The following is a 25,863-nucleotide window of genomic DNA, read 5'->3' as shown; positions in this document are numbered from 1 at the left end:
AGGGACGAGGACGGCAAGACCCCGATGGCGGTCGGCGTCGACCTGCGCGGTGAATCCTATGGCCTCCTGATCGACCAGATCGGCGAGGTGCTGCGCCTGCCCGAGGACGGCAAGGAAGAGAACCCCGTCAACCTCGACCCCCGCATGGCCAAGCTCGCCGGCGGTGTCCACCGCCTCGACGGCCAGCTCATGGTCGTCCTCGACGTCGATCGCGTTCTCGAGCTCGCACCCGAGATGATGGCGGCCTGATACGGCGCCATTGCCGCCGACGTGCCTGCAATTGGAAGTGCCCCCGCACAGGGGATAGGAAGCAGAGGTTCACATGCGAACTTGTCTCGTCGTTGATGATTCCAGCGTCATCCGCAAGGTTGCGCGCCGGATCCTGGAAGGTCTCGACTTCCAGATTCTCGAAGCCGAGGACGGTGAGAAGGCGCTCGAGGCCTGCAAGCGCGGGTTGCCCGATGCCGTGCTGCTCGACTGGAACATGCCGGTCATGGACGGCTACGAATTCCTCGGCCATCTGCGCCGCATGCCCGGCGGCGACCAGCCGAAGGTCGTGTTCTGCACCACCGAGAACGACGTGGCGCATATTGCGCGCGCGCTGCACGCCGGCGCCAACGAGTACATCATGAAGCCGTTCGACAAGGACATCGTGACGGCGAAGTTCCAGGAAGTCGGCCTGATCTGAGCGAATACCGGAGGCTGGACGGATCCTTCGGCGTTTGTTTTCAACTAAACCGTTTCAGTCTGAGTTGGTGAGTAATGAGTGTTGCGTTCGCAGGTAGTTCGATCACGAGCCCGTCGCGCGAAGCTGGGCCGCTGCGGGTCATGATCGTCGACGACTCCGTCGTCATACGCGGTCTGATCTCGCGCTGGATCGGAGCCGAGCACGATATGGAGGTCGCGGCTTCGCTGCGCACCGGGCTCGAGGCGGTCAACCAGCTCGAACGCATCAATCCCGATGTTGCCGTGCTCGACATCGAAATGCCCGAGCTCGACGGCATCTCGGCGTTGCCGCAGCTGCTGGCAAAGAAACGCGATCTCGTCATCATCATGGCCTCGACGCTGACTCGCCGCAACGCGGAGATCAGCTTCAAGGCGCTGTCGCTCGGCGCGGCCGATTACATTCCGAAACCTGAATCGACGCGCGAGACGTCCGCCGCCGATGTCTTCCATCACGACCTGATCCAGAAGATTCGTCACCTCGGCGCGCGCCTGCGCCGGAAGCCGGCCGTGGCGAGCCCGCCGCTCGCACCCACGAGCCCGGCTGCCCCGGCTGCACGTGCATCAGCTATCGCGCGGCCCGCCGCGCCCGCACCGGCTCCGCAAACCCTGTTTCCGGGCGCGATGTCCACGCGCCCGTTCTCGTCCCAGGCGCCGAAGGTGCTGTTGATCGGCTCCTCGACCGGTGGCCCGCAGGCGCTGATGTCGCTCGTCACCGAACTCGGCCCAGTGATCGACCGCTTCCCGGTGCTGATCACCCAGCACATGCCGCCGACCTTCACGACCATTCTCGCCGAGCATCTGGCGCGATCGAGCCGCCGGCCGTCAGCCGAGGCGATCGATGGTGAGCCGGTGAAGCCCGGCCGGATCTATCTCGCGCCGGGCGGCAAGCATATGCGCGTCGTGCGCAACGGCGCGGAGGCCGCGATCGCGCTCGACGACGGCCCCGCCGTCAATTTCTGCAAGCCCGCGGTCGATCCGCTCTTCACCTCGGCCATCGACATCTGGCACGGCAACATTCTCTCCGTGATCCTGACCGGCATGGGCTCCGACGGTATGCGCGGCGGCAAGGACATCGTCGCGGCCGGCGGCAGCGTGATCGCGCAGGACGAAGCGTCCAGCGTGGTCTGGGGCATGCCGGGTGCGGCCGCCAATGCCGGCATCTGCGCGGCAATCCTCCCGCTCAACCAGATCGGCGCCAAGGTCAACCGCCTGTTCGCGGGAGACCGCGCGTGACGCCCGCGGATTACGACTATCTGCGCAAGTTCCTGAAAGAACGCTCCGGTCTCGATCTCTCGCCCGACAAGCAGTACCTGGTCGAGAGTCGGCTGTTGCCGCTGGCCCGAAAGGCGAGCCTATCAGGCATCCCGGATCTCGTTCTGAAGATCAGGAACGGCGATGGCCGGCTTGCGACCGACGTGGTCGAGGCCATGACCACCAACGAGACGTTCTTCTTTCGCGACAAGATCCCGTTCGATCATCTGCGCGACAGCATCATGCCCGGCCTGATCCAGGCCCGCGCCGCGCGCAAATCGCTGCGCATCTGGTCGGCGGCGTCGTCGACGGGGCAGGAGCCCTATTCGATCGCGATGTGCCTGAAGGAGATGGGCGCCGCGCTCGCGGGCTGGCGCATCGAGATCGTCGCGACCGATCTGTCGCAGGAAGTGCTGGAAAAGTGCAAGGCTGGCGTCTACAGCCAGTTCGAGGTCCAGCGCGGCCTGCCGATCCAGCTGCTGATGAAATACTTCACGCAAGCGAGCGACGTCTGGCAGCTCAACGCCGATGTCCGGTCGATGGTGCAGTTCCGCCAGCTCAATCTGCTGCAGGACTTTTCCCATCTCGGCACGTTCGACGTGATCTTCTGCCGCAACGTTCTGATCTATTTCGACCAGGACACCAAGGCCATGATCTTCGAGCGCATGGCGAAGGGTCTGGAAGCAGACGGCACGCTGCTGCTGGGCGCCGCCGAATCCGTGGTCGGCATCACCGATGCGTTCCGCCCCATCTCCGACCGCCGTGGTCTCTACCAGCTCAATCCGGTGCGTTCCGGCCGGGCGATGGGCGGACTGATGCCGCAACCACTGAAGGTCGCCGCGGCGAGGTAATCTCTCCTCGACATTCCGGGCTCGCGACTTTGTCGCGCCCCGGAATGACAAGCCCTCACAAAATCGCGTGTGGCAGAAACCGCGAGCTGTTTCCGGTGATCGGGCTTTCGTCTTCGCGGATCGAAAGCCCGCAGGGTTCGTGATTCACCAGCCAGCTTCCGATCACCGGATAGACGCCGGAGAAATTCGGCAGTGGCGACAGCGCCTGGCGCACAAAACCTTCCGCGCCATAGGGGCCGGCGTGTTCGTCGAGTGACATTCCGCCCGAGACCAGCGTGACATTGGCGCCTTCGCGCGACAGCAGCGGCTTGCGGACATAGGAGCTGCCGAACTCGGCGGCGCGCGGGTCGTCCTCGAAGAAGGCCGGCAGCAGATTGGGATGATTTGGAAACATCTCCCAGAGCAGCGGCAGGATGCCCTTGTTGGAGAGTACCGCCTTCCATGGCGGCTCGATCCAGCGTGTCGGTGCGTCCTTGAGCTTTGCGCCGAAGGCATCGTGGAACATCCATTCCCAGGGATAGAGCTTGAAGACCAGCTCCATCTCGTTGTCATCGAGATCGACGAAGCCGCCGGCCTCATCGCGCCAGCCGATCGCCTCGATGTCGAGCAGCGTGGTCGAGAGGCCCGCCTGCCGTGCCGTGTCTTCGAGATAGGCGAGCGTGCCCGCGTCCTCCTCATTGCCGGTGGTTCCGGTGAGATGCAGATGCTTGCCCGCGGCAATGTCCTTCCACGCCGCGATCAGCCGCTCGTGGATCGAATTGAACTGATCGGCACGCGCGGGGATGATGCGCCGCTCGATGGCCTGCTCGAGCCAGGTCCATTGAAACACCGCGGCCTCGAAGATCGAGGTCGGCGTATCCGCGTTGTATTCGAGCAGCTTTGCAGGCGCCTCGCCGTCAAACTTGAGATCGAGCCGACCGTAAAGGCTGCGGTCGTCGCGCTTCCAGCTCTCGGCGATCAGGTCCCAGAACGCTTCCGGAATTTTGAGCCGCCGCAAGTGCTGCTCGCTACCAATGACGCGGCCGGCAAGCTCCAGGCACATCGCATCGATCTCGCCGGTCGGCGTCTCGATTGAGCGCTCGATCTCGTCGAGCGTGAAGGCGTAATAGGCGCGCTCGTCCCAATAGCGTTCGCCGTCGATGGTGTGGAAGGCGAAGCCGCATTGTTCGGCTGTCTGTTGCCAGTCGTCGCGTTCGGGACAAATGATGCGTTGCATGTGTCAGCCGCCGCCGTGACCATGACCGCCATGACCGCCATGACCGCCATGACCGCCATGACCGCCATGACCGTGTCCGCCATGGCCGTGCATGCGATGCAGCGTGCCGCCGAAGCCGCCATAGCTCGGCCGGCAATAGGGCTTGCCGTCGATGCCGGGAACGGCTTCGAGCCCGGAGCCGCACACCGGCTTGCGGCGCACGAATCCGAGCGAGACCGCGCTGGCCGCTGCACTTCCCATCATTGTGAGCATGACCCGTCGCGAACGTTTCATGATTTGCGGCCCAGTCTTCGATTCCCGGTGTCGTCGGAGTTTCCGTCACATGCCCGCGTGGAGACAAGCGAAAGCCGCACGTCTCACGGCATCGTGCGGCATTGTCAGGTCCAAGGGGAGGAATGTCAGAACGTTCGTCCGGGCTGGAACGTCGGCGTGGGCGCGCGGGGCGTCACCTTGAGCCCCAGCGGAGGACGGGCAAGACTCGTCGGACCGATACTTGACGGCTTGACGGTCGGTACGTTCGTCTTGTGGATCTCGGCATGACCGTATGAGCCGACTCCTCCGCCGCCGAATGATCCTCCGGCGTCCTGGCAACTGCATGATTTATTGTACCATTGCCCGGTCTTTGCGTCATACCACGCGCCGTTCTCTTGAGACGTCGCGTAGGTGGTGCACTGCCAATGCTGGCCTCCCGGGCAGTGTCCCTTCACCGCCTGAGCCGCTGTGGGCACTGCTACAGCAGCTAGAACAAGCACGGCTTGGGTTGCTGCGGTGAATGTTGCTGCTTTGTCGCGTCTCATGTGCCGGCCCTCGTAAATCCGGAGGAGGATGCCAACGCATTCGCACCGTATCTTGATATGCCTCAACACCCAGAGCTGCGCAGCGCGGGTTTGACGCGTCGCCACCGCCAGAGGTTTCACTGTAGGGACAGGTCCGGTTTCTCGTCTCGATTCGAAAAATGCGTGTTCGTTGATCCCGCTCAAACCAAACGGGCGTGATCAGCCCCAAACATTGCCGCATGGTCGTTCCATCAAGATGATCCTTGTCCATGCATTGTCATCTGCTCGATGGTGCTTGACCAACGTGATCGCCGACATCGCGCGCGAGCTGAATGCTCGCCGTTCTGTTTGCCGATCGTGCGGCCGACACCGGTACCTCGCATTCGGCGGCAGATTGAACAGTAGGGGAGAAAGGTCATGATGCGCGGAATGTTCATCGCGGCAGTTGCGGTCGCAAGCCTCGCCTGCGCCGGCAAATGGAATGTGGCGAGCGCTGCAAGCTCGACCGCTGGGGCCGGCAGTCTGACGCAGACCGGGACGCAGCAGACCACGACGCCCCACCCGACGACAACGAAGACCAAACGGACGAAGGTCGAGCGCCCGCAGACGAACTGGCTTAATCCGCAGCCCGAGCCGCCATCGCCGGCCGGCAGCAACAGGCCCATTCAGGGCGGCAACTGGCTCAACCCGCAGCCGGAGCCGCCGCGGCCGGACACTGCAAAGAAGGTGCATTAGAGCGTTTTCGCACCCTGGAATCGAAGAGAGCGCGATGGTGTTGCCGTCGCGCTCTACGCGTTGGGCGCGTTCACGTCAGTCGTTTGAACCGGGCGATTTGCTCGGCTTCACGGTCGGCACGTTCTTCTTGTGAATCTCGGCTTTGCCGCCCCAGGTCGGGCTGCCCGGCGGATTTGTGCAGCGGCATTGCGGCGGGCGCACCGGCGGATTCGGTTGCGGCTCGCAAACCCGCACCTGCGGAAACGGGCAGGGTGCTGCTTCGACCGCCGCGGAAAATGATAGCAGCGCAAGCAGGCCAAGCGTCAATGTCACGGTACGCATCGTTGCACCTCGATTGTCTGGATAGACCCGGCCCGGCTCAGTTGTTGGGGCCCGGCGACTTGTTTGGCTTGGCGGTCGGCACGTTGTGCTTGTGGATCTCGGCCTTGCCCTGATTGCCCCAGGGCGCGTTGCCCTGCGTCTGTTGGGGCTCGCAATGGCACAGAGGCGGCGGGGATTGCCGGCAAATCCGGACATAGCCGGATGGGCAAGGCCGGGCTTCCGCGGCAACGGACAGCGATGCAAGCGCGAGCAGGCCGAGGGCCGACGTCATCGTGATACGCATGGTTGCACCTCCACGTTCAATCATTGGGGCCGGGCGCCTTGTTCGCCTTCACGCTCGGCACGTTCTTTTTGTGAATCTCGGCCGTGCCGCCGCCACCGCCCCAACTGGTGCCGGGCGGATAGTCGCATTTGCATGGCGTGGGACGGTTTGGCGGTCGGTCCGCCGGCTGCGGTAGGCAAACCTGCACCATGCCGGGCGGACAGGGGCCGGCTTGAACAGCGGCTGATAGCGACAACAGCGCGAGGAGCGCAAGCGCAGAACTCATCAATGGACGCATCGTTTCACCTCTCGATTGACCGGGACATTGTCGGTCCACGCTCAGTCGTTGGGACCGGGCGACTTGCCTGGCTTCACCGTCGGCACGTTCTTCTTGTGAATCTCGGCCCTGCCGCCCCAGGTCGGGCTGCCCGGCGGACCTTCACAGCGACACCACGCCGGCGGGCCGCCGGGGGGACGGGTTTTCGCCGGCGGTGGACAGACCTGAACCGTGCCGGGCGGGCAGGACTCGGCCTTCACGATGACCGGCAGCGACACCAGAGCGAGTAGGGCGAGAGCGGAAGTCATCATGATGCGCATCGTTGCACCTCGATCCCAGTTGCCCGTGCGGGCGGATGATCATCGAGGAGGCAAGATACAGACGCGCGGTGGTCCGGATTTGACGTGTCTCAAGCTCGTGGCGGCTTTAGCCGCCGCCCGAAAAGCCGTGGCCGAATGAGCCGAAGCCGCCGCGCGTGACGCCGCCGGAGCCTCCATCGGACGACCCTCCCGACGAGGAATGACTTGAGGAGTCGCTGCTGTAGAAACCCGATCGCGACGACCAGTGCGAGCCGCTGCCGCCGGATGAGCTGCTGCTGCAGTTGGCGCTCGTCTGCGCAGGCGCCGTTGCGCCGGGGACTGTCGCCGCGGGAGGCGTGGGATCGCAGTTTCGCCGCGGCATCAGCACAAAGGCGGTGGTACCGACCGCGATCGTGCCCATGATCAGCAGCGCGACATGACCCGAGCGCTTCACCGGCTCGCGCGGCGGCAGCGGCAGGTCCGCCGGCCGGCGCGGTCGGCGTTTGCCGAACTCCTTGCTGGGTGGATCGGCGGCCATATCAATAGATCATGCTGGCGGCGTTCAAGAGGCCCGCGGCGAGCGAGGACAGGCCGAGCCAGATCGCGGGTGCGAGCTCACCGGCGGCGATCCGCCCCGACAGGTTCGGCACCGGAATTTTCACGATGTAGAACACCGCGACCTGCACGATCAGGGCGATTGCAGCCCAGATCAGACAGTCCAGCACGTTGGCGGAATGTGCGATCGCGCTGAACAGCGGCGCGACGAAGCCGAGCAGGCTGAGGCCGAGCGCAATCGCTGCGGCAGGGTCGTTGTCGCGAATGAGCTGGAACTCGTTGTGCGGCGTAATCCGCGTGTAGACGAACAGGTATGCTACTATCGCGATCAGCCCGGTGCAGAAATAGACCAGAAAGGCGGGCAGGCCGGCGAGCGATTGCAGGATCATGAGGGGAGGTCCGACGGTTGCGGCGCGAATTCTGGCACGATCGCTTGGTCGCCGCACCAGGCCTTCAGGTTCGATCCCCAGAAAGAGACCGCGCATTGCGGCGGGATCGGCGCTGCACAAGATTTCGGGCCGCATGAGACATGCTTCACAAATGCGTCTCGAGGTTGCGTGTGATAGTCTGGTGCTTGATGTTGCGGTCGTCCTGGTTGCAATCGGCCAGGCTAATTCGAGGGCTTCTTCGTTCAGATCAAAATCTTGTTGAGTGAGGCTCACAATGCCTGTTGCCGAATACGAAGATTTCGAGCTCGAGATCGGCTCCGATCTGCCCCTGGGCGGCGGCCCTCAGCAATATTACGGTCGCGTCGTCAGGTCTCCGGCCGGCGAGGCACCGAAGAGCCAGGTCAAGTTCTGGTTCTCCGCGCCCGGCGAGTTGGCCAAGCTGCGCGGCGAACTGGAAAACGCGGTCCTCGAGATCGACGAAAAGAATCACCAGGGTCCGGCCACGCGCGGCGAGCAGGTGCTGCGGGATTTCGGCCGCGGCGTGTTCCGCAGCGTCTTCACCGACGTGCCGTCGATCCAGCGGATCTATGAGCGCAGCAAGGGCGCGGCCCAGGATCTGAGGATCAAGTTGCGCATCGAGGCGGCCGACCTTGCCGGACTGCCATGGGAATATCTCTACGACGAAGACGACATGCCCGGCTTCGTCAGCCTCACGCGCCCCATCGTGCGCTACCTCGAGACGGCGGGCGGCGTCGGCCGGATGGGCGTCAAGGGACCGCTGCGCATCCTCGGCATGATCGCCGATCCCTCGACCAGCGAATGGCCGAAGCTCAACGTCGTCAAGGAGCGCGACCGCATCAACAAGGGCATCGACGCGCTCCAGCACGAAGGCAAGGTCGATTTCCAATGGGTCCCTGGCGGGACCGGCAAAGACCTGATGAAGAAACTGCTGGAAGGCGACTGGCACATCTTCCACTTCATCGGGCATGGCGGGGTCGAGGAAGCCTTGCCTGGAGCCGGCGCGTCCGGCTTCGTCGTCATGGTCGACGAGGACGGCAAGCCGGTGAAGAAGTTCGCCACTGACCTCGCGATGATGCTGACGGGGGCAAAGCGCAGCCTGCGCCTGATCGTGCTCAATTGCTGCGAAAGCGCCAGGATCAATGTCGGCGACCGCTTCGGTAATCCGGCGATCGGGCTGATGAAGACGGGATGGCTGCCTGCCGTGGTGGCGATGCAGTTTCCGATCACCGACAACGCCGCGATCTCGATGTCGGAAGGCTTTTACGCAGCGCTCGCCGGCAATCGTCCGATCGACGATGCGGTGACGCTCGCGCGCAAATTCATCCAGGAGAAGTCCCGGGTCGAGTGGGGAATTCCGGTTCTTTACATGCGCTCGCCGGACGGCCGGATCTTCGACGTCGAAGCGCCGCAGCCGCCCGTGCCTCCGCCTGAGGCGGCGCGTCCCTCGAAGCAGATGCTGCAACAGCGGCGCGATGAATTCATGGAGGCGCTTGCCGCCGGTGCCGCCACGATCGAGGCGCTGGAGGAACTGACCCGGCGCGGACAGGAGCTGCATGGCCTGCTTGCGGATGACAGCGAACTCTCGGCCCGGCTCGCGAAGGTCTATTTCGATCTCGGTACGCTTCAGCACAAGCAGAAGCAGATCTCGAAGGCCGCCGCGAGCTTCGCCTACATGCTGAAGCTCGATCCGACGAAGCCCGAATATTTCGTGCGCCGCGCCAACTTCAACGTGACGGTCGGTCTCTACGAGAATGCGCTCGGCGACATCACCGAGGCGATCAAGCTCAAGCCTGGTAACGCGGAGTTCTACTGGATCAAGGGGATCGTCAGCATGACCGCCGCCGGCAGCGACGACAAGCGCGGCTATGTCGAGGAGGCGATCAAGGCCTTCAGCACGGCGATCGCGATCAACGGGAACGAGCCGAAATATCTGGTGTCTCGCGCCAATGCCTTTGCCCTGCTCAAGGACGTGGCGAAAGCCCAGACCGATATGGACAGCGCGATTGCGCTGGCGCCTGACAACATCGATCTCCTGGTCCAGAAGGCCAAGATGGTTGCCGAGGCTGCATGACTCTCTTGCGCTCGCCGGATGCTGCACTGTCCGGCGTGCCTTTCAACAGCGGACCCTAGCAATAGGAGTTCATCGTGCCGCTTGCTCATGTCGTCGACCTCCTGAACGCGATCTTCGAGTCCTTCGGCGGACCGCTTCTGGTCGTGCTGTTCTACTGGTTCCGGTTTCATACGATGAAGGGGACCCGTTCATTCACGACGCGGCCGCTGTTTCTGTTCGGCCTCGCCGTCTTCATCACGCCGTTTTTGCTGATCTACGCCCTTCTTCCCGACAGGCTGTCGCCGCTGGCCTCAGTCTGGATCCTGATGTTCGCCTGGCTCATTCCTGTCGCGCCGAAGGCGTGGCGTCAATTATGCCAGCAACTGGCCGGGATTCCCGCCGGCGCGTTGGCGTTGCGCGACATGCTGGCCACTGCACCGTTCCAGGTTGGGCCGGACGACATGCCGAGCCTCCAGCGCAAGCTGTCCAGGATCGGCTACCAGATCGACGATTTCCGCGCCGTGCAATCGACCGCGATCCAGTCGCGCCTCCTCAAGATCTCGGCGCTCATGCTTCATTTCGAGCGCTGGGCCTCCGAGCATCAGGCTTTCATGGAACGAAATTCCGATCTCTATACGGAGCTGCTCGCGGTCTACGATTCGCTCTGCTTCCGCACCGTCCGCGTGCTCAAGAGCAGCGCGGAGGTCTACGGTGCGATCATGGAGGACAGCCAGGTCGAGCCTGATGACTGGCAGGCGCTCGACCAGCTCTCGACCCGCCACAGCGTGGTCAGCCAGCTTCAACTTGCCGCCCAGACCGCGGCAGGATGCATGCTGGAAGACCTGCGCAAGGACATGGATTCGCTGCTCAACAATCTGCTGCTGTTTGCTGCGCGCGCCTCGCTCGCCGGCGAGTGGACGCTTGCCCGCAGCCGGGGAAGGTTAGCGGCGATCGGCTTCACGCTGGAGCCGGCCCCGCCAGGCATCCTGAAGTTCGTGGCGGTCGTGGCGGGCTTCGCCTTTGTCTGGTGCGTGGCGTGGCTGATCGGGTCCGGCAAGGTCGTCCATATGCCCGGCGAGCAATACGTCGCCATGCTGCGGACGCTGGTGGTAACGCCGCTCTATCTCATCGTGAACTTCTGGCTCGTCTATTACTTCAAGCGGCAATACGCGTTCGCGAACGAGACGATTTTCGGCCAGCTGCCGGTCCGATTCATCCTGACGATCGGTCTCTGGAGTGCGCTGCTGTTCTTTTTTCCGCTTCAGGCGCTGTTTGACTTCTACCAGTTTCCGCACGAGTCCTATCTCGACGTCGTCCTGCACGAACTGCCGGTCCTGATCTTCCCCTGGGGGATTGCGACGATGGCAGCGCTCCTGGTGCAGGATTCGACGTGGAGCAGGCGGTCTCGGATAACCCGGCAGATGCGCGACGGCCTCGTCTTCGGCGGCGGCATGACGGTGATGCTGTGGGTGCTGATGGCCATCCACCTGGTCAGCCCCATACCGGTGATGAAGGTCGTCGACAACGTCCCCGCATGGCCGTTCTTGTGGTCGTTTGTGGTTCCGACCTTCGCGTTCGGGTTCATCATCGGCTTTGCGTTGATCGCCTGGCTGCGCGAAGCAGCTGCGCGCGTCCCGGTAAGGAGCCCCGATCTCGCAAGTCCCGCGCTCGCGAGCGTCTGACGACGCCTCCAAAAAACAAAACCCCGCCATTTGCGGCGGGGTCCAGGCTTGGGAGGAGCGAGCCCGACAGGGCTCGCGACGTAAACGGATCAGGCCGGGATGCGCTCTTCGTGCTCGTGCGGCTCGCGCAGCACGTAGCCGCGGCCCCACACGGTCTCGATGAAGTTGCGTCCCTCGGACGCGTTGGCGAGCTTCTTGCGGAGCTTGCAGATGAAGACGTCGATGATCTTCAGCTCGGGCTCGTCCATGCCGCCATAAAGGTGGTTGAGGAACATTTCCTTGGTCAGGGTCGTACCCTTGCGGAGCGAGAGCAGCTCCAGCATCTGGTATTCCTTGCCGGTCAGGTGCACGCGCTGGCCACCGACTTCGACCGTCTTGGTGTCGAGGTTGACGACGAGGTCGCCGGTCTGGATGACCGACTGGGCGTGACCCTTGGAGCGGCGCACGATCGCGTGGATGCGGGCAACCAGCTCGTCTTTATGGAAGGGTTTGGTCATGTAGTCGTCGGCGCCGACGCCGAGACCCTTGACCTTGTCCTCGATGCCGGCGAGGCCGGAGAGGATCAGGATCGGTGTCTTGATCTTGGAGACCCGGAGCTGCTTGAGCACGTCGTAGCCGGACATGTCGGGCAGGTTGAGGTCGAGAAGGATAATGTCGTAATCGTATAATTTACCGAGATCGACGCCTTCTTCCCCCAAATCGGTCGTGTAGACGTTGAAGCTCTCAGACTTCAGCATCAGCTCGATCGACTGCGCGACGGCGCTGTCATCTTCAATCAGCAAAACGCGCATGCCAGTTCCCCATAGTCGCCGCTCCTGGGCGTCAGGTCGGCCGCATTCGCGGCACTCAACAAAACGCCTTTGAACAACTGATTCGGATCCTGACAACAGATGGTTAACAAATCCTGATTCTGGAACGCAAGTCCCCCGGGTGCAATTTTTCTCGAATCGCCCTAAGGTCTTGCGCGCGAAGCAGCTTTCGTTACCCGGCGCCGTTCAAGTTCCACTTTAAGAGTCGGGCCTAACCGACTCCCGCGACTCAGCCTTCTTCTGAAGGGGAGCCACGCTCAGTCACAAAGACAGTGACGCAATGATTAATGATGCGGGTAAACATGAAGTTAAGCGGCGTTCAGAAATATGGCGAAATTTAAGGGTTTCGCCGTGAAAGCCCGGATATCGAAGGCGACCACCTTAATGAAGGCCCCCTCATGAAGGCTTTGGCCGAGCAGATCGGCGACATTGACGGCGTCAATATCTATGGCCGCGTGGTTGGCGTGCGCGGCCTGATGGTCGAGGTGGCCGGCCCCATCCATGCGATGTCGGTCGGCGCGCGCCTCGTGATCGAGACCGGCGCCAACCGTTCCATCCCTTGCGAGGTGATCGGTTTCTCCGGCAGCAATGCCGTCGTGATGCCGTTCGCCGGCCTCGATGGCGTGCGCCGCGGCTGCAAGGCCGTCATCGCCAATGCCGCCAATCAAGTGCGTCCGTCGTCGGCCTGGCTCGGCCGCGTCGTCAATGCGCTGGGCGAGCCGATCGACGGCAAGGGGCCGTTGCCGCAAGGCGCTTCGCCAATGCCGTACCGCAATTCGCCGCCGCCGGCGCATTCGCGCAAGCGTGTCGGCGCGCCGCTCGATCTCGGCGTGCGCGCGATGAACACGTTTCTCACCTGCTGCCGCGGCCAGCGCATGGGTATCTTCGCAGGTTCCGGCGTCGGCAAATCGGTGCTGCTCTCGATGCTCGCGCGCAACGTCGATGCCGCCGTCAGCGTCATCGGGCTGATCGGCGAACGCGGCCGCGAGGTGCAGGAGTTCCTGCAGGACGACCTTGGCGAGGAGGGCCTCGCGCGTTCCGTCGTTGTCGTCGCGACCTCCGACGAGCCGGCGCTGATGCGCCGGCAGGCGGCGTATCTGACGCTCGCCATCGCCGAATATTTTCGCGACGAGGGCCAGGACGTGCTCTGCCTGATGGACTCGGTGACGCGCTTTGCCATGGCGCAGCGCGAGATCGGCCTGTCCGCCGGCGAGCCGCCGACCGCCAAGGGCTACACGCCGACCGTCTTCACCGAGTTGCCGAAGCTCTTGGAGCGCGCAGGCCCGGGTCTCGGGGAGGGCGCCATCACCGCGATCTTCACCGTGCTGGTCGACGGCGACGATCACAACGAGCCGATCGCGGACGCCGTCCGCGGCATCCTCGACGGTCATATCGTGATGCAGCGCTCGATCGCGGAGCGCGGTCGATATCCGGCGATCAACATCCTCAAATCGGTCTCCCGCACCATGCCGAAATCGGCCGACCCGGAGTTCTGGCCTGTTATCCAGAAGGCGCGGGCGGTGATGGCGACCTACGCCGACATGGAGGAGCTGATCCGGCTGGGCGCCTACCGGGCCGGCTCCAGCCCCGAGGTCGACGAGGCGATCCGCCTGCACGAGCCGCTCGAGGCGTTCCTGCGCCAGCGCAAGGACGAAAATGCATCGCTGGCGGACGGCTACCGTCAGTTGGCGCAAATCCTCGGTAATTTGGAAACGGAACGCTAACTTTGTCCCGTCATCATCCGATCTCACAGAGTAGCAGAGCCGGTCTTGGCCCTGATTGGGCCAGTGGGGAGACCGGTGTCGTCCCAATGTGTGTATGTCTTGCAGCCAAGGGACTTCTGGGGAGTACGAGTCGATGAAGTCACGTGATACCCTCATCCGCCTGAAGAAGTTTCAGGTCGACGAGAAGCGCCGCCGGGTCGCCCAGATCGAGTCCATGATCGCCGACTTCCAGCGGATGTCGGTGGATCTCGATCGCGAGATCCAGACCGAGCAGGACCGCGCCGGGATCAACGACCCCGCGCATTTCGCCTATCCGACCTATGCCAAGGCCGCCATCCAGCGCCGCGAGAACCTGACCCGCTCGGCCGACGAGCTGAGGGGCCAGCTCGAGGAAGCCAAGGCCGCGCTCGGCGAGGCCTTCGAGGAGCTCAAGAAGGTCGAACTGCTGGACGAGCGTGACCAGGCCCGCGAGCGCGCCGAGGAAAACGCCCGCGAGCAGGCCGATCTCGACAGCATCGGCCTGATGCGCTCCCGCATCGGCGCCGTCGCGTAAACGGCAGCCAGCGTCAAAAACGCTACAGAATTTGCGAGCCCGGACCCGCAAGGTCCGGGTTTTTGCGTGTCCTATCCACAGTGTGGCGCGCCGCCCCTTGGTGACGGGCTTGGCCGCGGGCTATGGTAGTGGAGTGTCGAGGTCCGTGCGGATGCGACGGGGCCGCGCGTTGGGGGGCTGAATGCTGACGCCAGCAGAGCTGGTCGGGCTGATTGAGGCGGTGGCGAAGCGCGACCAGGCCGCGTTCGAGCGGCTCTATGGCGCCACGCGCGCGAAACTCTATGGCGTCGTCCTCCGTATCTTGCGGAGACAGGATCTCGCAGAGGAGGTCATTCAGGAGACCTACGTCAAAATCTGGAACAGTGCCGGCCAGTTCAATCCGGGGCTGTCGTCACCGATCACGTGGATGGCCTCGATCGCGCGCAACCGCGCCATCGATATCGTTCGCAAGAAGACCGAGGCCTCCATCGAGGAGGAGCCGCAGGCGATGGAAGTCGCCGCCGACAGTCCCGATCCCCTGGCGCGCCGGGAGATGTCCGAGGAGTTGAAGCGGCTGCTGGAATGTATCGGCCGGCTCGAGCCGGACCGCCAGAGGCTCGTGCTTCTCGCCTACTACAACGGCTGGAGCCGCGAGCAATTGGCGGAGAAGTTTGCCGCGCCCGTCAACACGGTGAAGACGTGGCTCCGGCGCAGCATGCTGGATATCCGGGAGTGCCTTGGACTATGAGCGCTTCGACGATGAGGGTGGTGTTGGACTGCAAGTGATGGCCTACAGCGAGGACCATATCGCGCTCGCCGCGGAATATGCGCTCGGCACACTCGATGCCGACGAGCGCGCGCAAGTCGCGGCCATGATGGCGGTGGACCAGGAGTTCGTCGCCGTGGTGCAGGCCTGGGAATTCCGCCTCGGCGTCCTCAACCAGATGGTCGGCACGATCGAGCCGCGGCCGATCGTGTGGGAGAACATCAAGCGCGAGATCGCGCAGACGCTGTCGTCGCAGGAGTCAACCGAGACCTCGCCACTGCCGTCGGATGCGCCGCCACCATCGCTGGATCTCCCGGCGCCGGAGACGTCACCGCAGGAGACGTCACCACAGCAGCCGTCGCTGGACGTGCCGGCTCCGCTCCAATCCGACTCTGACGTCATTCCCGGTATCGCGCCGCAATTCATTCCGCAGACCCATGCGCCCGACCCGCGCATTGTGCCGCTGACGCAGGTGCCGATCGTTGACGACACCAACGTGCTTTATCTCGAGGGTCGCGTGAAGCGCTGGCGCAATATCGCCTCCGCCGTGGGCGCGCTTGCAGCCGCGCTGCTGGTGACGCTGTCGCTTCAGGTCCTGATGCCCGATGCACTGCCGGGCGCGTTGCGTCCCCCACCGCGCATCCAGAGGGTCGAGGTGAAGACTCCGGCCGCGCCATTGGTTGCGCCTGCGCAATACGTCGCGCTGTTGCAGGGCCAGAGCGGCGGTCCCGCGTTCATCCTCACGATCGATGGGGCGACCAAGAACTTCACGGTGCGCAAGGTCGGCGCGACGCCGGAACCGGGCAAGAGTTTTGAGCTTTGGCTGATCTCCGACAAGCTGCCGCGCCCGCGTTCGCTGGGCGTGATCGGCGGCAGCGACTTCACCGCGCGTCCAGTGCTCGCCGGCTACGATGCCGACGTCGTCAACGGCGCGACCTATGCCGTCACCGTCGAGCAGTCGGGCGGCTCGCCCAACGGCCAGCCGACCTCGGCGCCGGTGTTTTCCGGCAAGCTGATCGAGACCGTGCCGCCGTCCCAGCCGCAGGCTCCGGCGAAGAAGTAGCTCTCCATCGTCGTCCTGGCGAAGGCCAGGACCCATTACCGCAACTGAATGTTATTGCGCCGAACCGGAGCCAGGCCATCGCTTCCCAGTCGGCGGCGGTGGTTATGGGTCCTGGCTCCCGTGCGCAATTGCGCACTAGGCCAGGACGACGGTGTGTTGACACACTGCAGGTCTAACGGCTGCAACCGCTCAATCCTGTCGCTACGGTCCATTTCCCCGTCGTAATCCGACAAGTCCCGCCAAATCCGCATCCGATTTGAACCTCCATCCGTTTCGTGGCGTCAAATGCCCGGAATTTGCAGTCGGCACGGCTGATCACGGTGCCGGGAAGGGGCTAGAAATCAGATGGATGCAGCCAAGCCGCCGGGCATTCTTATCCACCAATATGCAGGCCTGCCGCAGGGGCCGGCGTTCGAGCATTGGCGCGAGAGGGCCCTGGGGGCCTGTGGCGTCGAGATCGGGCCGAGCCATGGCGACAGCATCGATTGCCGGCTGCAGGTCAGCCTGGTCGACAACATCACGCTCGCCATTCCCGAAGGTGCTTCCGCACGATATTCCCGCACCCAGAGCGGCCTCGCCGACGGCAGCGATGATCTGGTGCTGATCGCCGCTCATGCCGGCGTCGTCAATGTCCGGCAGAACGGCCATGCGGTCGAGCTTGCTCCGGCGCAAATGGTGCTTGCCGACATGGCCATCACCGGCAGCGTCGGTCACACCGACGAGAACCGCTTCACCACGATCCGCATGCCGCGCCGCGCGCTGCTCGACATCAATCCCCGCGCCGAGGACAAGCTGTCGCAAGTGCTGTCGGACGGTGCCGTCGCCGAGACCATCTGCCGCTATCATGCACTTGCCGCCCATCAGGCGCCGCATCTCGACGCGATCGGCCAGCGCCTCACCGCGCAGCACATGGTCGATCTCGTCGGTCTCCTGCTCGGCACCGATGCCGAGCACGCAGCACTCGCGCGCGGCCGCGGCCATGCGGCTGCCCGTCTCGATCTGATGCGCGCCGACGTGATGGCCGCGCTCGGCCGCAACGATCTCTGCCTGTCCGAAGTTGCCACCCGCTCAGGCCTCAGCCCGCGCCAGGCGCAGCGGCTGTTCGAACAGGCCGGTACCACCTTCACCGAATTCGTGCTGGAGCAGCGCTTGCTGCAGGCGCGAAAGCTGCTCGGCGATCCCCGCGCCCGGGCGCGCAAGATCAGCGACATCGCGCATTCCTCCGGGTTTTCGGATCTGTCCTATTTCAACCGCGCCTTCCGCAAGCGCTTTGGTGCGACGCCGTCGGAGCTGCGCGAAGCCTAGAGCATGATCCGGAAAAGTGTGAAGCGGTTTTCCGAAAAGATCATGCTCAAACAAAGAGCTAAAGCGCGATGACGATTCAACCCAATCTCATCGCGCTTTAGAGTCCCGAATTCGCGCTGTAGCTGCAGTTGGTCGATCCGCGCGAATGAGCTATATCTGCCTGCGCGGGGCGGATCACCGGATCCCTGGAAGCAACGAAGTCAACGGACATGGCGCGTATCGTCGTGCTCGGCGCCGGATTTGCGGGCCTGTGGGCGGCCATCGCGGCCGCGCGCATGCGTGATGAGATCGGTGAGGCCGGCCGCGACATCGATATCCATCTCATCGACCGCAACCCCTACCACAACATCCGTGTGCGCAATTACGAGGTCGATCTCAGCGAGGTCGCGCTGCCGCTTGCGCAGCTGCTCGATCCCGTTGGCGTTACGCATGGTATCGGCGAGGTCGAGGCGATCGATCCGGCGCGGCGCCAGATTTCGCTGGTTACCAGCAGCGGCGAGGAGACGCTGAGCTACGATCGCCTCGTGCTCGCGCTCGGCAGCGAGGTGATGCGGCCGGAAATTCCGGGCCTTGCCGAGCACGCATTCGATGTCGACACCTATGCGGCCGCGCTTCGTCTTAGGGATCATCTGAATTCGCTCGGACGCAGCACGCCATCGCCGGGACGGTCGACCATCGCAGTGGTCGGCGCAGGCTTCACCGGCATCGAGGTCGCCGCCGAAATGCCCGACCGGCTGGTGCGCGCGGGTATCAACGGCAGCCGCCGCATCATCCTGGTCGATCCAAATCCCGCGATTGGTGCGACGATCGGCGAGCATGCGCGTCCGGTCATCGAGACGGCGCTGGCCTCGCTCGACGTCGAAACGCGGCTCGGCGTGCGCGTCTCCTCGGTCGAGGCCGCAGGTGTTCGCTTGAGCTCGGGCGAGTTCATCGCAACGCAGACGGTGATCTGGTGCGCGGGCATGCGCGCGAGCCGGCTCGCCGCAAATTTTCCGGGCGCGCGCGATCGCCTCGGGCGCCTCTTGGTCGATCCCTTCATGCGGGTGGCGGACCTGCCCGGCGTCTTCGCCGCCGGCGACATCGCCTCCAGCGTGGTCGATGGCCTGCATCCGACCGTGATGTCCTGCCAGTTCGCCCGTCCCATGGGCCGCTTCGCCGGCCACAATGTGGTGGCCGATCTCGTCGATCAGCCGATGCTGCCGCTGCGGATCGACTGGTACGTCACCGTGCTCGATCTCGGGGATTGGGGCGCGCTCTACACCGAAGGCTGGGATCGCGAGGTGCGGACGACAGGCGAGGCCGCGAAGGCGACCAAGCAGACCATCAACCGCAAGCGCATCTATCCGCCGCCATCAGGCAGCAAGGACGACCTGTTCGCTGCCGCCGCGCCGACGGTGCAGGCGCCGCCGCCGACTTATGGGGCGCGGCGCCGTTGAGGCTCGGTGAGCTTTGCAAGCGCTTCAGGCGCTCTTACTTCGCAGAAGCGTCTCGGACGGCAGTTCTCCAAACGTGAGCTTATAGAGGTGCGATAGCTCTCCCAAGTGCGAAAAGCCGTTCGCGAAAGCGGCCGATGAAACTGACGTGGCCGGCATTCCGCGTGCGAGTTGCGCGCGCAGGGACCAAAGCCTTTTGTTTCGGAGATGCTGATGCAGGCTCGCCCCGTGAACGGCCTGGACAGCCAGTTGCAGCGTTCGAACCGACGTTCCCAGCTCCTTGGCCAAGGCCTCGCTGTAAAGAGGCATCTCCGGATGCGAATGCGCAAATTCGTCGAGCTTCGAGACCAGCTTCCGATGCCTTTCGAAAGCACGCTGGCCTGAACGTCGATCGCGCTCGATGACCAGCAGGTGATCCAGTGCATCCATCAATTCATCCCGAAGCGATTCCGCGACACATGCAAATTGCCGGTGATCCATCGAGGTGCAGGACAAGGCCAACGCGCCTCGAATGACATGTTGCACGCGCGCAAGCTGCTCGCCGCTCGCAGCCTGCAAATGTAGCCTTCCTTCCTCCTCCTCCCAGCCGCGATTCTGCATGTCGGAAGAGAACCGGATGACGGCGAACGCATTCGGAGCGGGCTCGTGAAGATCGAGCAAGATCTCGCTTCTGAGCAATCCGATTTCGGAGGAGCTCCATGTTCTCCCGTTGAACACGGCATGCGTATGGTTGCTCATTGGCACGACGACAGTGCAACCCATCGCGTTCATCATACCCGAGAGGGCGCGAGGCGATGTGTGCTCAAGCATGAGTAGCGCGCCCGGTAACGCAGTAATGGCGCGGCCGTAAAAATACGGCCCGAGCAACGCGTGGCGCTCGATATCCAAGAATCCGATCGCCCTGAATTCGTCGGGGCTTGAAACGCGTTGCAGTCTCAGATGAGCAGATTGCTTCAGCTTCGAAAATGGCACGGGTCTGCACCGGGCTGTTGAGGGGGATCAATTTTGACCGAATTCCGATAGGCACGGTCGTTGCGGGTTATATGACCATCAGCATACTAAAAGGACAATTATTAAAAAGTGGAAACTCCGCATGTCCACGCTCGTGCCCTTCAATCAACGGTCCGCACCATCAGCGGCTGTGGCAACGGAGCGCTTGCGTCGAATCTCGGCGGAGGTCGAGACCTTCGTATCCCGCATGCAGATAGAGAGCCTTACGCCAAGCGAGATGGCCAGGATTTTGCGGGTTTTCGATACCGCCAACGCCTGCATCCGGATCGTCCTGTCGGATTTCAGCCAAGAGCCGGCGGTCAATCAGCTCATCGAGCAGTCACAAGGAATCAAAGTGCTGATCGAAACCGCCCGGAAACGGATTGATGGTTTGGCTGTTGCTCCGTCCCAAGTTCGCTCGGCCTAGATTGGAGTAGCACGAACGGCTTGCGGCACAACAATACCGGTCGAGCCGGCAGAGGCCAGATGACCGCTAACCCGCCGCGCCGTTGAGTTGGGCCCTCCCATCAATCAACTCTCATGCGGACGCATGATCCGGAAAAGTGTGAAGCGGTTTTCCCTCGCGACATCAGCGGAACGCGTTTGCGCGGAGATCATGCTCAAACAAAGAGCCAAAGCGCGATGACGATTCAACCCAATCTCATCGCGCTCTAGTCTCACGGCCCTCCTTGATTTGCATCAACGCCCATTTCCGAACCGCGTGGCTGGCTTCATCCCGACATGCCGGCTTGCGCCTGAGAAAGCTGCGTCGATCTGCTCGCCTGCAATCAGATGGCAGCGGCGGCGCGTACGCCGGCATCGTCGCGAAACGGCGTTAGCCATTATTTCCAGGAGCGAGTTCATGAGCAGCAGGGGTTTGTCCCTCATTGTCGGTCTGGTCGCGCTGATGTCCGCCTCGGGTGCCTCGGCGCAGGCGATCAATCTCACCGGCGTCTATAAGTGCATTCAAATGTGCAGGGGAGATCTGCCGGCCTATGTCACCCAGAACGGGACCGAGCTGAACTTGCTGACCGAAGCGGGCGTGCCATCTCGGGCTTGGCCCGATTGGTTTTCGCCGGCCAACCGGATTTGGATTGATGCGTTCAATCTGAGCGCAGTCTACTCACCGGACGGGATGCTGATCCAGTTCGACAACGGGACGATCTGGCAACGGGATTTGCCTTCGGCTGCGCCTCTCCCCCGCCGGCGGTAAGGCATGGGACGGTAAGCTCTATCTACAATCCCTTGCGCTACCCGACGGGCAAAACACGCTAGGCGTGGGGCAATCCGCGCCGTCAAAAATATTCCGCTTTACCGAAATTCGGAAACGGCGTATGTGTTTCGGCAACCCGGCCCAAGGAAGAGGGGCGTATCGCGATCGTCACGAACGCGGGCCGGGCGGCGGTGGACGCAGGTCACATCGGCGCGATCAAGTTTTGCAGGGCGGGCAACCGTGAGCGAGATCACCGCGCAAACGACCGGTGTGATCGGCGTACGGCAAAATCGTGTGGTCCTGGCGCCCGGAGCCTGTGCGCCAAGCCTTGTGGTGATGTGCGATGTCCAACCGGACGTGCACATCAGTCATCTGCGAGACGACGGGGGCAATAGTGCATCGCTCCCCGGGGAGATCACGACATAAGCCGTCAACCCACTGCGCAGGGAAGGCCGGATGTTTCGGCTTCACCTGTATGCCGCTGTGCAGCCTCTTGTAGCGCAATCTTCGCACAGTGGACCGCGGGTGCCAGCCGGGCACCCGGTCTTCCCTGCACCCTCTTTCATTTGAGGGTGAGGCCACAGCAAAGCTCGGGCGAGATGAGCCGCGAGGATGATCAGCTATGTGTAACGTCGGAAAAGCCTCGTGCCCCGGACGCCATCAGCGCGTCCGGGACACGAGAGAGGAGAATGGCGCACCGGCATCTCAAATATGCGGCATACCCCAGATATGAGAAAGCGCCCGTGGGGGGCGGGCGCTTTCTGTAGTCGACTTGGGGTTGGGGTCGTCTACATATCCACGTGGCGACTTTGGGGGGCTGGTAAAGAGCCGCGTGAATTCCTGAAACTCAAAATCTCCTTAGCGAACGAGCGAAGCGTTCGAGCTGGTGATCACGACCGGCTTGCCGGCCTTGATGACGCGAGCAGTCTGTGTGAGGCCTTCATCCGAACTCGTCCGCGCCGTGATGCCGAAGCCCGCAAGCGCGATGCCGGCGACGAGCGCCACGGCCACCACCTTCAGGTGGGTCGAGCGATCCGCGCTGTAAATCGAGTGGTTCATGGAAGCCTCCTGCCGCCATCTACCCGAAGTAGTCGCCGGCCTGTTCAGGCGGGTTCATGCTTCCGGTGCCCAACAACCTAGTATTGGGGGGATTCGTTCCCAAGAGGCGATCACAAGAGCGTGATAGGACGTGAAAGATCGCGATCAAAAATGAGGTTTGATCGTTCGATTTGGCAATTATTTCAAGGCTGTAATGTGCCTCTGGGGCGCCATTTCAGCCTTTGGTCGGCAAGGCGTCAGGAACTCAGAAACCATTTGCCTGTGGCCGAAAAACACACGGCTTCTTAAGGCAAATCAGATGCTTCCGACCGTCTTCAGCCTCGCCCTGGGGTGGATTTCGGCCTGCGACAAAACGGTCGTCTGGGCCCGGAACCGCTCGACCAGAGAGCGGACGAAGGGACGAATTGCCGCAGAGGTGACGAGCACCGGTGCCTCGCCTTCGCGGGCGGCGCGCTCGAACGCCTCGCGCACGGCGGTCATGAATTCCGACAGCTTCGAGGGCTGCATGGCGAGGCTGCGCTCCTCGCCCTGGCCGATGATGGATTCGGCAAAGGCCTGTTCCCACCGCGCCGACAGCGCGATCAGCGGCAGGTAGCCGGCGTAGGAGGTGTTTTGCGCGCAGATCTGCCGGGCCAGGCGTGCGCGGACATGCTCGACCATGGTTGCGGGGTTGCGCGAGAAGGCGAGCGAATCGGCGATGCCCTCGAGGATGGTCGAGAGGTCGCGGATCGAGATGCGCTCGGCGAGCAGCAGCTGGAGCACGCGCTGGATGCCGGAGACAGTGACCTGTCCGGGCACGATGTCCTTGACCAGCTCGCTCTGCTCCTTCGGCAGCTCCTTGAGCAGCTTCTGCACCTCGCCATAGGAGAGCAGGTCCGACATGTTGGCCTTGAGCAGCTCGGTGAGATGGGTCGAGAGCACGGTCGCGGCGTCGACGACGGTATAGCCCTTGAGCGAGGCTTCCTCCTTGAGGCTGGCGTCGACCCAGGTCGCGGGCAGGCCGAACGTCGGCTCGGTGGTGTGGATGCCGGGAACCTGGACCTGGCTGCCGCCGGGATCCATGACCATGAACTGGTTCGGCCAGATCTTGCCGGTGCCGGCGTCGACCTCCTTGATCTTGATGATGTAGGTGTTGGCCTCGAGCTGGACGTTGTCGAGGATGCGCACCGCCGGCATGACGAAGCCCATCTCGATCGCGAGCGAGCGGCGCAGCGCCTTGATCTGCTCGGTGAGGCGGTCGGTCCCGTCGGGGCCGTTGACGAGCGGCAAGAGCGCATAGCCGAGCTCGATCTTGAGGTCGTCGATCTTCAGCGCCGCCGAGATCGGTTCCTCCGCCGCAGCCGCGCCGGGCGCACCCGGCTGGCCCGCCGCGGGGGCGGCCTTGGCGACCGCTTCGGCCTTCGCCGTCGCGCGGTTGCGATTACGCGCCGACCAGGCCAGCGCGCCGGCGCCGGCGCCGAGCGCGAGGAAGGGGATGGTCGGGATGCCCGGCAGCGCTGCCAGCACCAGCATCACCGCCGACGACATCGCCAGCGCCTGCGGATAGCCGGAGAACTGCTTCATCAGCGCCTTGTCGGCGGCGCCGGAGACGCCGGCCTTGGAGACGAGCAGGCCGGCCGCGGTCGAGACGATCAGCGCCGGCACCTGGGTGACGAGGCCGTCACCGACGGTCAGCAGCGTGTAGCTCCGCCCGGCGTCGGCAAAGGACAGGCCCTGCTGCGCGACGCCGATGATCATGCCGCCGACGACGTTGATGAAGACGATCAGGAGGCCGGCAATGGCGTCGCCGCGGACGAACTTCGAGGCACCGTCCATGGCGCCGAAGAAGCCGCTCTCGTCCTCCAGCGCCTTGCGGCGCTCCTTGGCGACCTTTTCGTCGATCAGGCCGGCGGACAGGTCGGCGTCGATCGCCATCTGCTTGCCGGGCATGGCGTCGAGGTGGAAGCGTGCGGCGACTTCGGCGATACGGCCCGAACCCTTGGTGATGACGACGAAATTGACGATGACCAGGATGGCGAAGACGATGATGCCGATGACGAAATTGCCGCCCATCACGAAGCTGCCGAAGGCTTCGATGACGTGACCGGCGGCATCCGTGCCCTCGTGCCCGTGCGACAGGATCAGGCGGGTCGAGGCCATGTTGAGCGACAGCCGCAGCATGGTCGAGATCAGCAGGATGGTCGGGAAGGCGGAGAATTCCAGCGGCGCCTGGATGAACAGCGAGGTCATCAGGATCAGGATCGACAGCGTGATCGAGATCGCCAGGAACAGGTCCAGCACGAGCGAGGGCAGCGGCAGGATCAGCACCACCAGGATGGTGAGGATGCCGAGCGCCAGCGCGATGTCGCCGCGCTTGAGGATGGTGACGATTTCGGAGAGGGACGGGAGGCCGGGCTTCGCGCTGCCTACGCCTTGTCCCGCGGTGACGTCGACCATGGTAGCTGCCTCCCCGCGCGACTGCCGTCCGCGCGCCCCAAACGTCTGCGCGGCGGCCGATGGGCCGCCGTTCCGAAAGTGAGGCACCGCACTGGCGTCCACGGGGGCTCCCGTTCTACGCGGCTGACGACACTCGACTTCACCCGGCAATTCTTGCCGGGTGTATGGTTAGCAAAGGGTTAACGGAGGGGGGGCCCGGGCGTCATTCCGGGGCGCCCGAAGGGCGAGCCCGGAATCCATCGGGCGGCACAGTCGGTGGATGAATGGATTCCGGGCTCGCGCCAAGTGGCGCCCCGGAATGACAGTCGAAGGAAAGGCTACTTCGCCTTCTGCAGCTTCGTCACCGTATACCCCGACGCGGCCTCCTCGGCCTCGAACGTCACCTTGTCGCCGACCTTGACCTGCTTGAGCATGGCGGGGTCCTTGACGCGGTAGACCATCGTCATGGGCTCATCCATGCCGAGGCTCTTGGCGGGGCCGTGCTTGAGCGTGATCTTGCCGGCGCCCTCGTCGATCTTCTTGACCTCGCCGCTGATGGAGGCAGCTTGCGCGAGCGCGCTCACGGTCAGGCCCAGCGTCAGCACGAGCGCTGCCGTGATGCGGATGATCGGCTTCATTGATGTCTCCATTGTCTTCATTTCACGGTGACGTGGCCGACCATGCCGTAATCGCGATGGTCGGGAATCAGGCAGGAAAATTCGAAGGTGCCTGATTTGGTGAACTTCCAGATGATCTCGGCCGTCTTGTCCGGCGCAAGCCGCACCCCGTTCGGATCGTCGTGCTCCATATGCGGATGCTTCTTCATCACCTCGGCATGCGCGAGATTCTCCTTGGGTGTGGCGAGCAGGAACTCGTGATCCTCCTTGCCGACATTGCGCAGCACGAAGCGGATCTGCTCGCCGCGCTTCACGTCGATCTTCGACGGCTCGTAGGACATCTCGCTCAACGAGATCTCGATGGTGCGCGCCGGCTTGTTGGGATCGCCGGGCTCGCCGGCCGAGAAGGAATGATGGTCGTGCCCCTCGTGCGCGAGGGCGGGCACGGTTGAAAGCGTGGCCAGCGCCATGATGATGCCGATTGTTCTTGTCATTGTAGTCTCCGGTCGGTGGTTGATTGAAACGC

Annotated in this window: 28 protein-coding genes; 15 read left to right on the top strand and 13 right to left on the bottom strand. The window is 63.5% G+C overall.

Going from position 1 to position 25,863, the window contains the following annotated elements:
* The 4 genes from M2427_RS30200 to M2427_RS30185 all read left to right on the top strand — a co-directional run.
* Window positions 1-249, top strand: a 249-nt coding sequence (locus M2427_RS30200) for a chemotaxis protein CheW (RefSeq protein ID WP_280710519.1), incomplete at its 5' end; no start/stop codon positions are given.
* Between the two features lie 73 nt (window positions 250-322).
* Entirely contained in the window at window positions 323-688 is a 366-nt protein-coding gene (locus M2427_RS30195) for a response regulator (RefSeq protein WP_007600538.1), read from the top strand.
* A 74-nt stretch (window positions 689-762) separates the two neighbouring features.
* Window positions 763-1,959, top strand: coding sequence for a chemotaxis response regulator protein-glutamate methylesterase (locus M2427_RS30190; protein ID WP_280710518.1), 1,197 nt, complete (start codon window positions 763-765; stop codon window positions 1,957-1,959).
* On the top strand, window positions 1,956-2,828 hold the full coding sequence (locus M2427_RS30185) for a protein-glutamate O-methyltransferase CheR (RefSeq protein WP_280710517.1): 873 nt from the start codon (window positions 1,956-1,958) through the stop codon (window positions 2,826-2,828). The genes M2427_RS30190 and M2427_RS30185 overlap by 4 nt, the downstream gene beginning before the upstream one ends.
* Before the next feature lie 55 nt (window positions 2,829-2,883).
* Here the strand turns inward: M2427_RS30185 and M2427_RS30180 are convergent, their stop codons facing one another.
* Both M2427_RS30180 and M2427_RS30175 read right to left on the bottom strand, forming a co-directional pair.
* Window positions 2,884-4,044 (bottom strand): glutathionylspermidine synthase family protein, encoded by a 1,161-nt coding sequence (locus M2427_RS30180; protein WP_280710516.1) that lies wholly within the window; start codon window positions 4,042-4,044, stop codon window positions 2,884-2,886.
* A 3-nt stretch (window positions 4,045-4,047) separates the two neighbouring features.
* Window positions 4,048-4,296 (bottom strand): hypothetical protein, encoded by a 249-nt coding sequence (locus M2427_RS30175; protein WP_280710515.1) that lies wholly within the window; start codon window positions 4,294-4,296, stop codon window positions 4,048-4,050.
* 941 nt (window positions 4,297-5,237) lie between these two features.
* Between M2427_RS30175 and M2427_RS30170 the strand changes: the two genes are divergently transcribed.
* Window positions 5,238-5,555 carry a hypothetical protein gene (locus tag M2427_RS30170; RefSeq protein WP_280710514.1) on the top strand — a complete coding sequence of 106 codons (318 nt, stop codon included), beginning with the start codon at window positions 5,238-5,240 and terminating at the stop codon, window positions 5,553-5,555.
* Between the two features lie 75 nt (window positions 5,556-5,630).
* Here the strand turns inward: M2427_RS30170 and M2427_RS30165 are convergent, their stop codons facing one another.
* The 5 genes from M2427_RS30165 to M2427_RS30145 form a co-directional block, all read right to left on the bottom strand.
* A complete protein-coding gene (locus M2427_RS30165) occupies window positions 5,631-5,876 on the bottom strand; it encodes a hypothetical protein (protein ID WP_280710513.1) in 246 nt (81 codons plus the stop codon).
* Between the two features lie 37 nt (window positions 5,877-5,913).
* Entirely contained in the window at window positions 5,914-6,159 is a 246-nt protein-coding gene (locus tag M2427_RS30160) for a hypothetical protein (RefSeq protein ID WP_280710512.1), read from the bottom strand.
* A 318-nt stretch (window positions 6,160-6,477) separates the two neighbouring features.
* On the bottom strand, window positions 6,478-6,726 hold the full coding sequence (locus tag M2427_RS30155; protein ID WP_280710511.1) for a hypothetical protein: 249 nt from the start codon (window positions 6,724-6,726) through the stop codon (window positions 6,478-6,480).
* A 115-nt stretch (window positions 6,727-6,841) separates the two neighbouring features.
* Window positions 6,842-7,252: a hypothetical protein gene (locus tag M2427_RS30150; protein ID WP_280710510.1), complete on the bottom strand. Its 411-nt coding sequence runs from the start codon at window positions 7,250-7,252 to the stop codon at window positions 6,842-6,844.
* Window position 7,253: 1 nt separating this feature from the next.
* Window positions 7,254-7,658 (bottom strand): DUF350 domain-containing protein, encoded by a 405-nt coding sequence (locus M2427_RS30145; RefSeq protein WP_280710509.1) that lies wholly within the window; start codon window positions 7,656-7,658, stop codon window positions 7,254-7,256.
* Between the two features lie 274 nt (window positions 7,659-7,932).
* Here M2427_RS30145 and M2427_RS30140 point away from each other — a divergent pair, with 274 nt between their 5' ends.
* Complete coding sequence (locus M2427_RS30140; RefSeq protein WP_280710508.1) at window positions 7,933-9,750, top strand: CHAT domain-containing protein; 1,818 nt, start codon at window positions 7,933-7,935, stop codon at window positions 9,748-9,750.
* 74 nt (window positions 9,751-9,824) lie between these two features.
* Window positions 9,825-11,411, top strand: coding sequence for a hypothetical protein (locus tag M2427_RS30135; protein ID WP_280710507.1), 1,587 nt, complete (start codon window positions 9,825-9,827; stop codon window positions 11,409-11,411).
* Window positions 11,412-11,500: 89 nt separating this feature from the next.
* On the opposite strand, the gene M2427_RS30130 is transcribed toward M2427_RS30135, so the two are convergent.
* A complete protein-coding gene (locus M2427_RS30130; protein WP_008138878.1) occupies window positions 11,501-12,202 on the bottom strand; it encodes a response regulator transcription factor CtrA in 702 nt (233 codons plus the stop codon).
* Between the two features lie 416 nt (window positions 12,203-12,618).
* On the opposite strand from M2427_RS30130, the gene fliI reads away from it, so the two are divergent.
* The 6 genes from fliI to M2427_RS30100 all read left to right on the top strand — a co-directional run bounded on the left by fliI (window position 12,619) and on the right by M2427_RS30100 (window position 19,046).
* Window positions 12,619-13,944, top strand: a complete 1,326-nt coding sequence (gene fliI / locus M2427_RS30125) for a flagellar protein export ATPase FliI (protein ID WP_280710506.1) — start codon at window positions 12,619-12,621, stop codon at window positions 13,942-13,944.
* A 133-nt stretch (window positions 13,945-14,077) separates the two neighbouring features.
* Complete coding sequence (gene fliJ, locus M2427_RS30120; RefSeq protein ID WP_212237124.1) at window positions 14,078-14,497, top strand: flagellar export protein FliJ; 420 nt, start codon at window positions 14,078-14,080, stop codon at window positions 14,495-14,497.
* Window positions 14,498-14,678: 181 nt separating this feature from the next.
* Window positions 14,679-15,224, top strand: a complete 546-nt coding sequence (locus M2427_RS30115) for a sigma-70 family RNA polymerase sigma factor (RefSeq protein WP_280710505.1) — start codon at window positions 14,679-14,681, stop codon at window positions 15,222-15,224.
* A gap of 37 nt (window positions 15,225-15,261) precedes the next feature.
* Window positions 15,262-16,305 carry an anti-sigma factor gene (locus M2427_RS30110; RefSeq protein WP_280710529.1) on the top strand — a complete coding sequence of 348 codons (1,044 nt, stop codon included), beginning with the start codon at window positions 15,262-15,264 and terminating at the stop codon, window positions 16,303-16,305.
* A gap of 345 nt (window positions 16,306-16,650) precedes the next feature.
* Complete coding sequence (locus tag M2427_RS30105) at window positions 16,651-17,610, top strand: AraC family transcriptional regulator (protein ID WP_280710504.1); 960 nt, start codon at window positions 16,651-16,653, stop codon at window positions 17,608-17,610.
* A gap of 209 nt (window positions 17,611-17,819) precedes the next feature.
* Entirely contained in the window at window positions 17,820-19,046 is a 1,227-nt protein-coding gene (locus tag M2427_RS30100; RefSeq protein ID WP_280710503.1) for an NAD(P)/FAD-dependent oxidoreductase, read from the top strand.
* Window positions 19,047-19,070: 24 nt separating this feature from the next.
* Here the strand turns inward: M2427_RS30100 and M2427_RS30095 are convergent, their stop codons facing one another.
* The gene (locus tag M2427_RS30095) at window positions 19,071-20,015 is read right to left on the bottom strand and encodes a helix-turn-helix domain-containing protein (protein WP_280710502.1); all 945 of its coding nucleotides are present in this window, start codon (window positions 20,013-20,015) and stop codon (window positions 19,071-19,073) included.
* A gap of 121 nt (window positions 20,016-20,136) precedes the next feature.
* On the opposite strand from M2427_RS30095, the gene M2427_RS30090 reads away from it, so the two are divergent.
* Window positions 20,137-20,460, top strand: coding sequence for a hypothetical protein (locus M2427_RS30090; RefSeq protein WP_280710501.1), 324 nt, complete (start codon window positions 20,137-20,139; stop codon window positions 20,458-20,460).
* 435 nt (window positions 20,461-20,895) lie between these two features.
* Entirely contained in the window at window positions 20,896-21,246 is a 351-nt protein-coding gene (locus M2427_RS30085; RefSeq protein WP_280710500.1) for a hypothetical protein, read from the top strand.
* 858 nt (window positions 21,247-22,104) lie between these two features.
* On the opposite strand, the gene M2427_RS30080 is transcribed toward M2427_RS30085, so the two are convergent.
* The 4 genes from M2427_RS30080 to M2427_RS30065 all read right to left on the bottom strand — a co-directional run bounded on the left by M2427_RS30080 (window position 22,105) and on the right by M2427_RS30065 (window position 25,831).
* Complete coding sequence (locus M2427_RS30080; protein WP_280710499.1) at window positions 22,105-22,305, bottom strand: hypothetical protein; 201 nt, start codon at window positions 22,303-22,305, stop codon at window positions 22,105-22,107.
* 294 nt (window positions 22,306-22,599) lie between these two features.
* Window positions 22,600-24,741: a flagellar biosynthesis protein FlhA gene (gene flhA / locus M2427_RS30075; protein WP_280710498.1), complete on the bottom strand. Its 2,142-nt coding sequence runs from the start codon at window positions 24,739-24,741 to the stop codon at window positions 22,600-22,602.
* Window positions 24,742-25,058: 317 nt separating this feature from the next.
* Window positions 25,059-25,358, bottom strand: coding sequence for a copper-binding protein (locus M2427_RS30070; protein WP_280710497.1), 300 nt, complete (start codon window positions 25,356-25,358; stop codon window positions 25,059-25,061).
* A gap of 17 nt (window positions 25,359-25,375) precedes the next feature.
* Entirely contained in the window at window positions 25,376-25,831 is a 456-nt protein-coding gene (locus M2427_RS30065) for a cupredoxin family protein (protein ID WP_280710496.1), read from the bottom strand.
* Window positions 25,832-25,863: the final 32 nt, after the last annotated feature.

It is taken from the genome of Bradyrhizobium sp. BR13661, from assembly GCF_029892425.1.
Taxonomy (GTDB): Bacteria; Pseudomonadota; Alphaproteobacteria; order Rhizobiales; family Xanthobacteraceae; genus Bradyrhizobium.
This window is presented reverse-complemented; position numbering and strand designations above follow the sequence as displayed.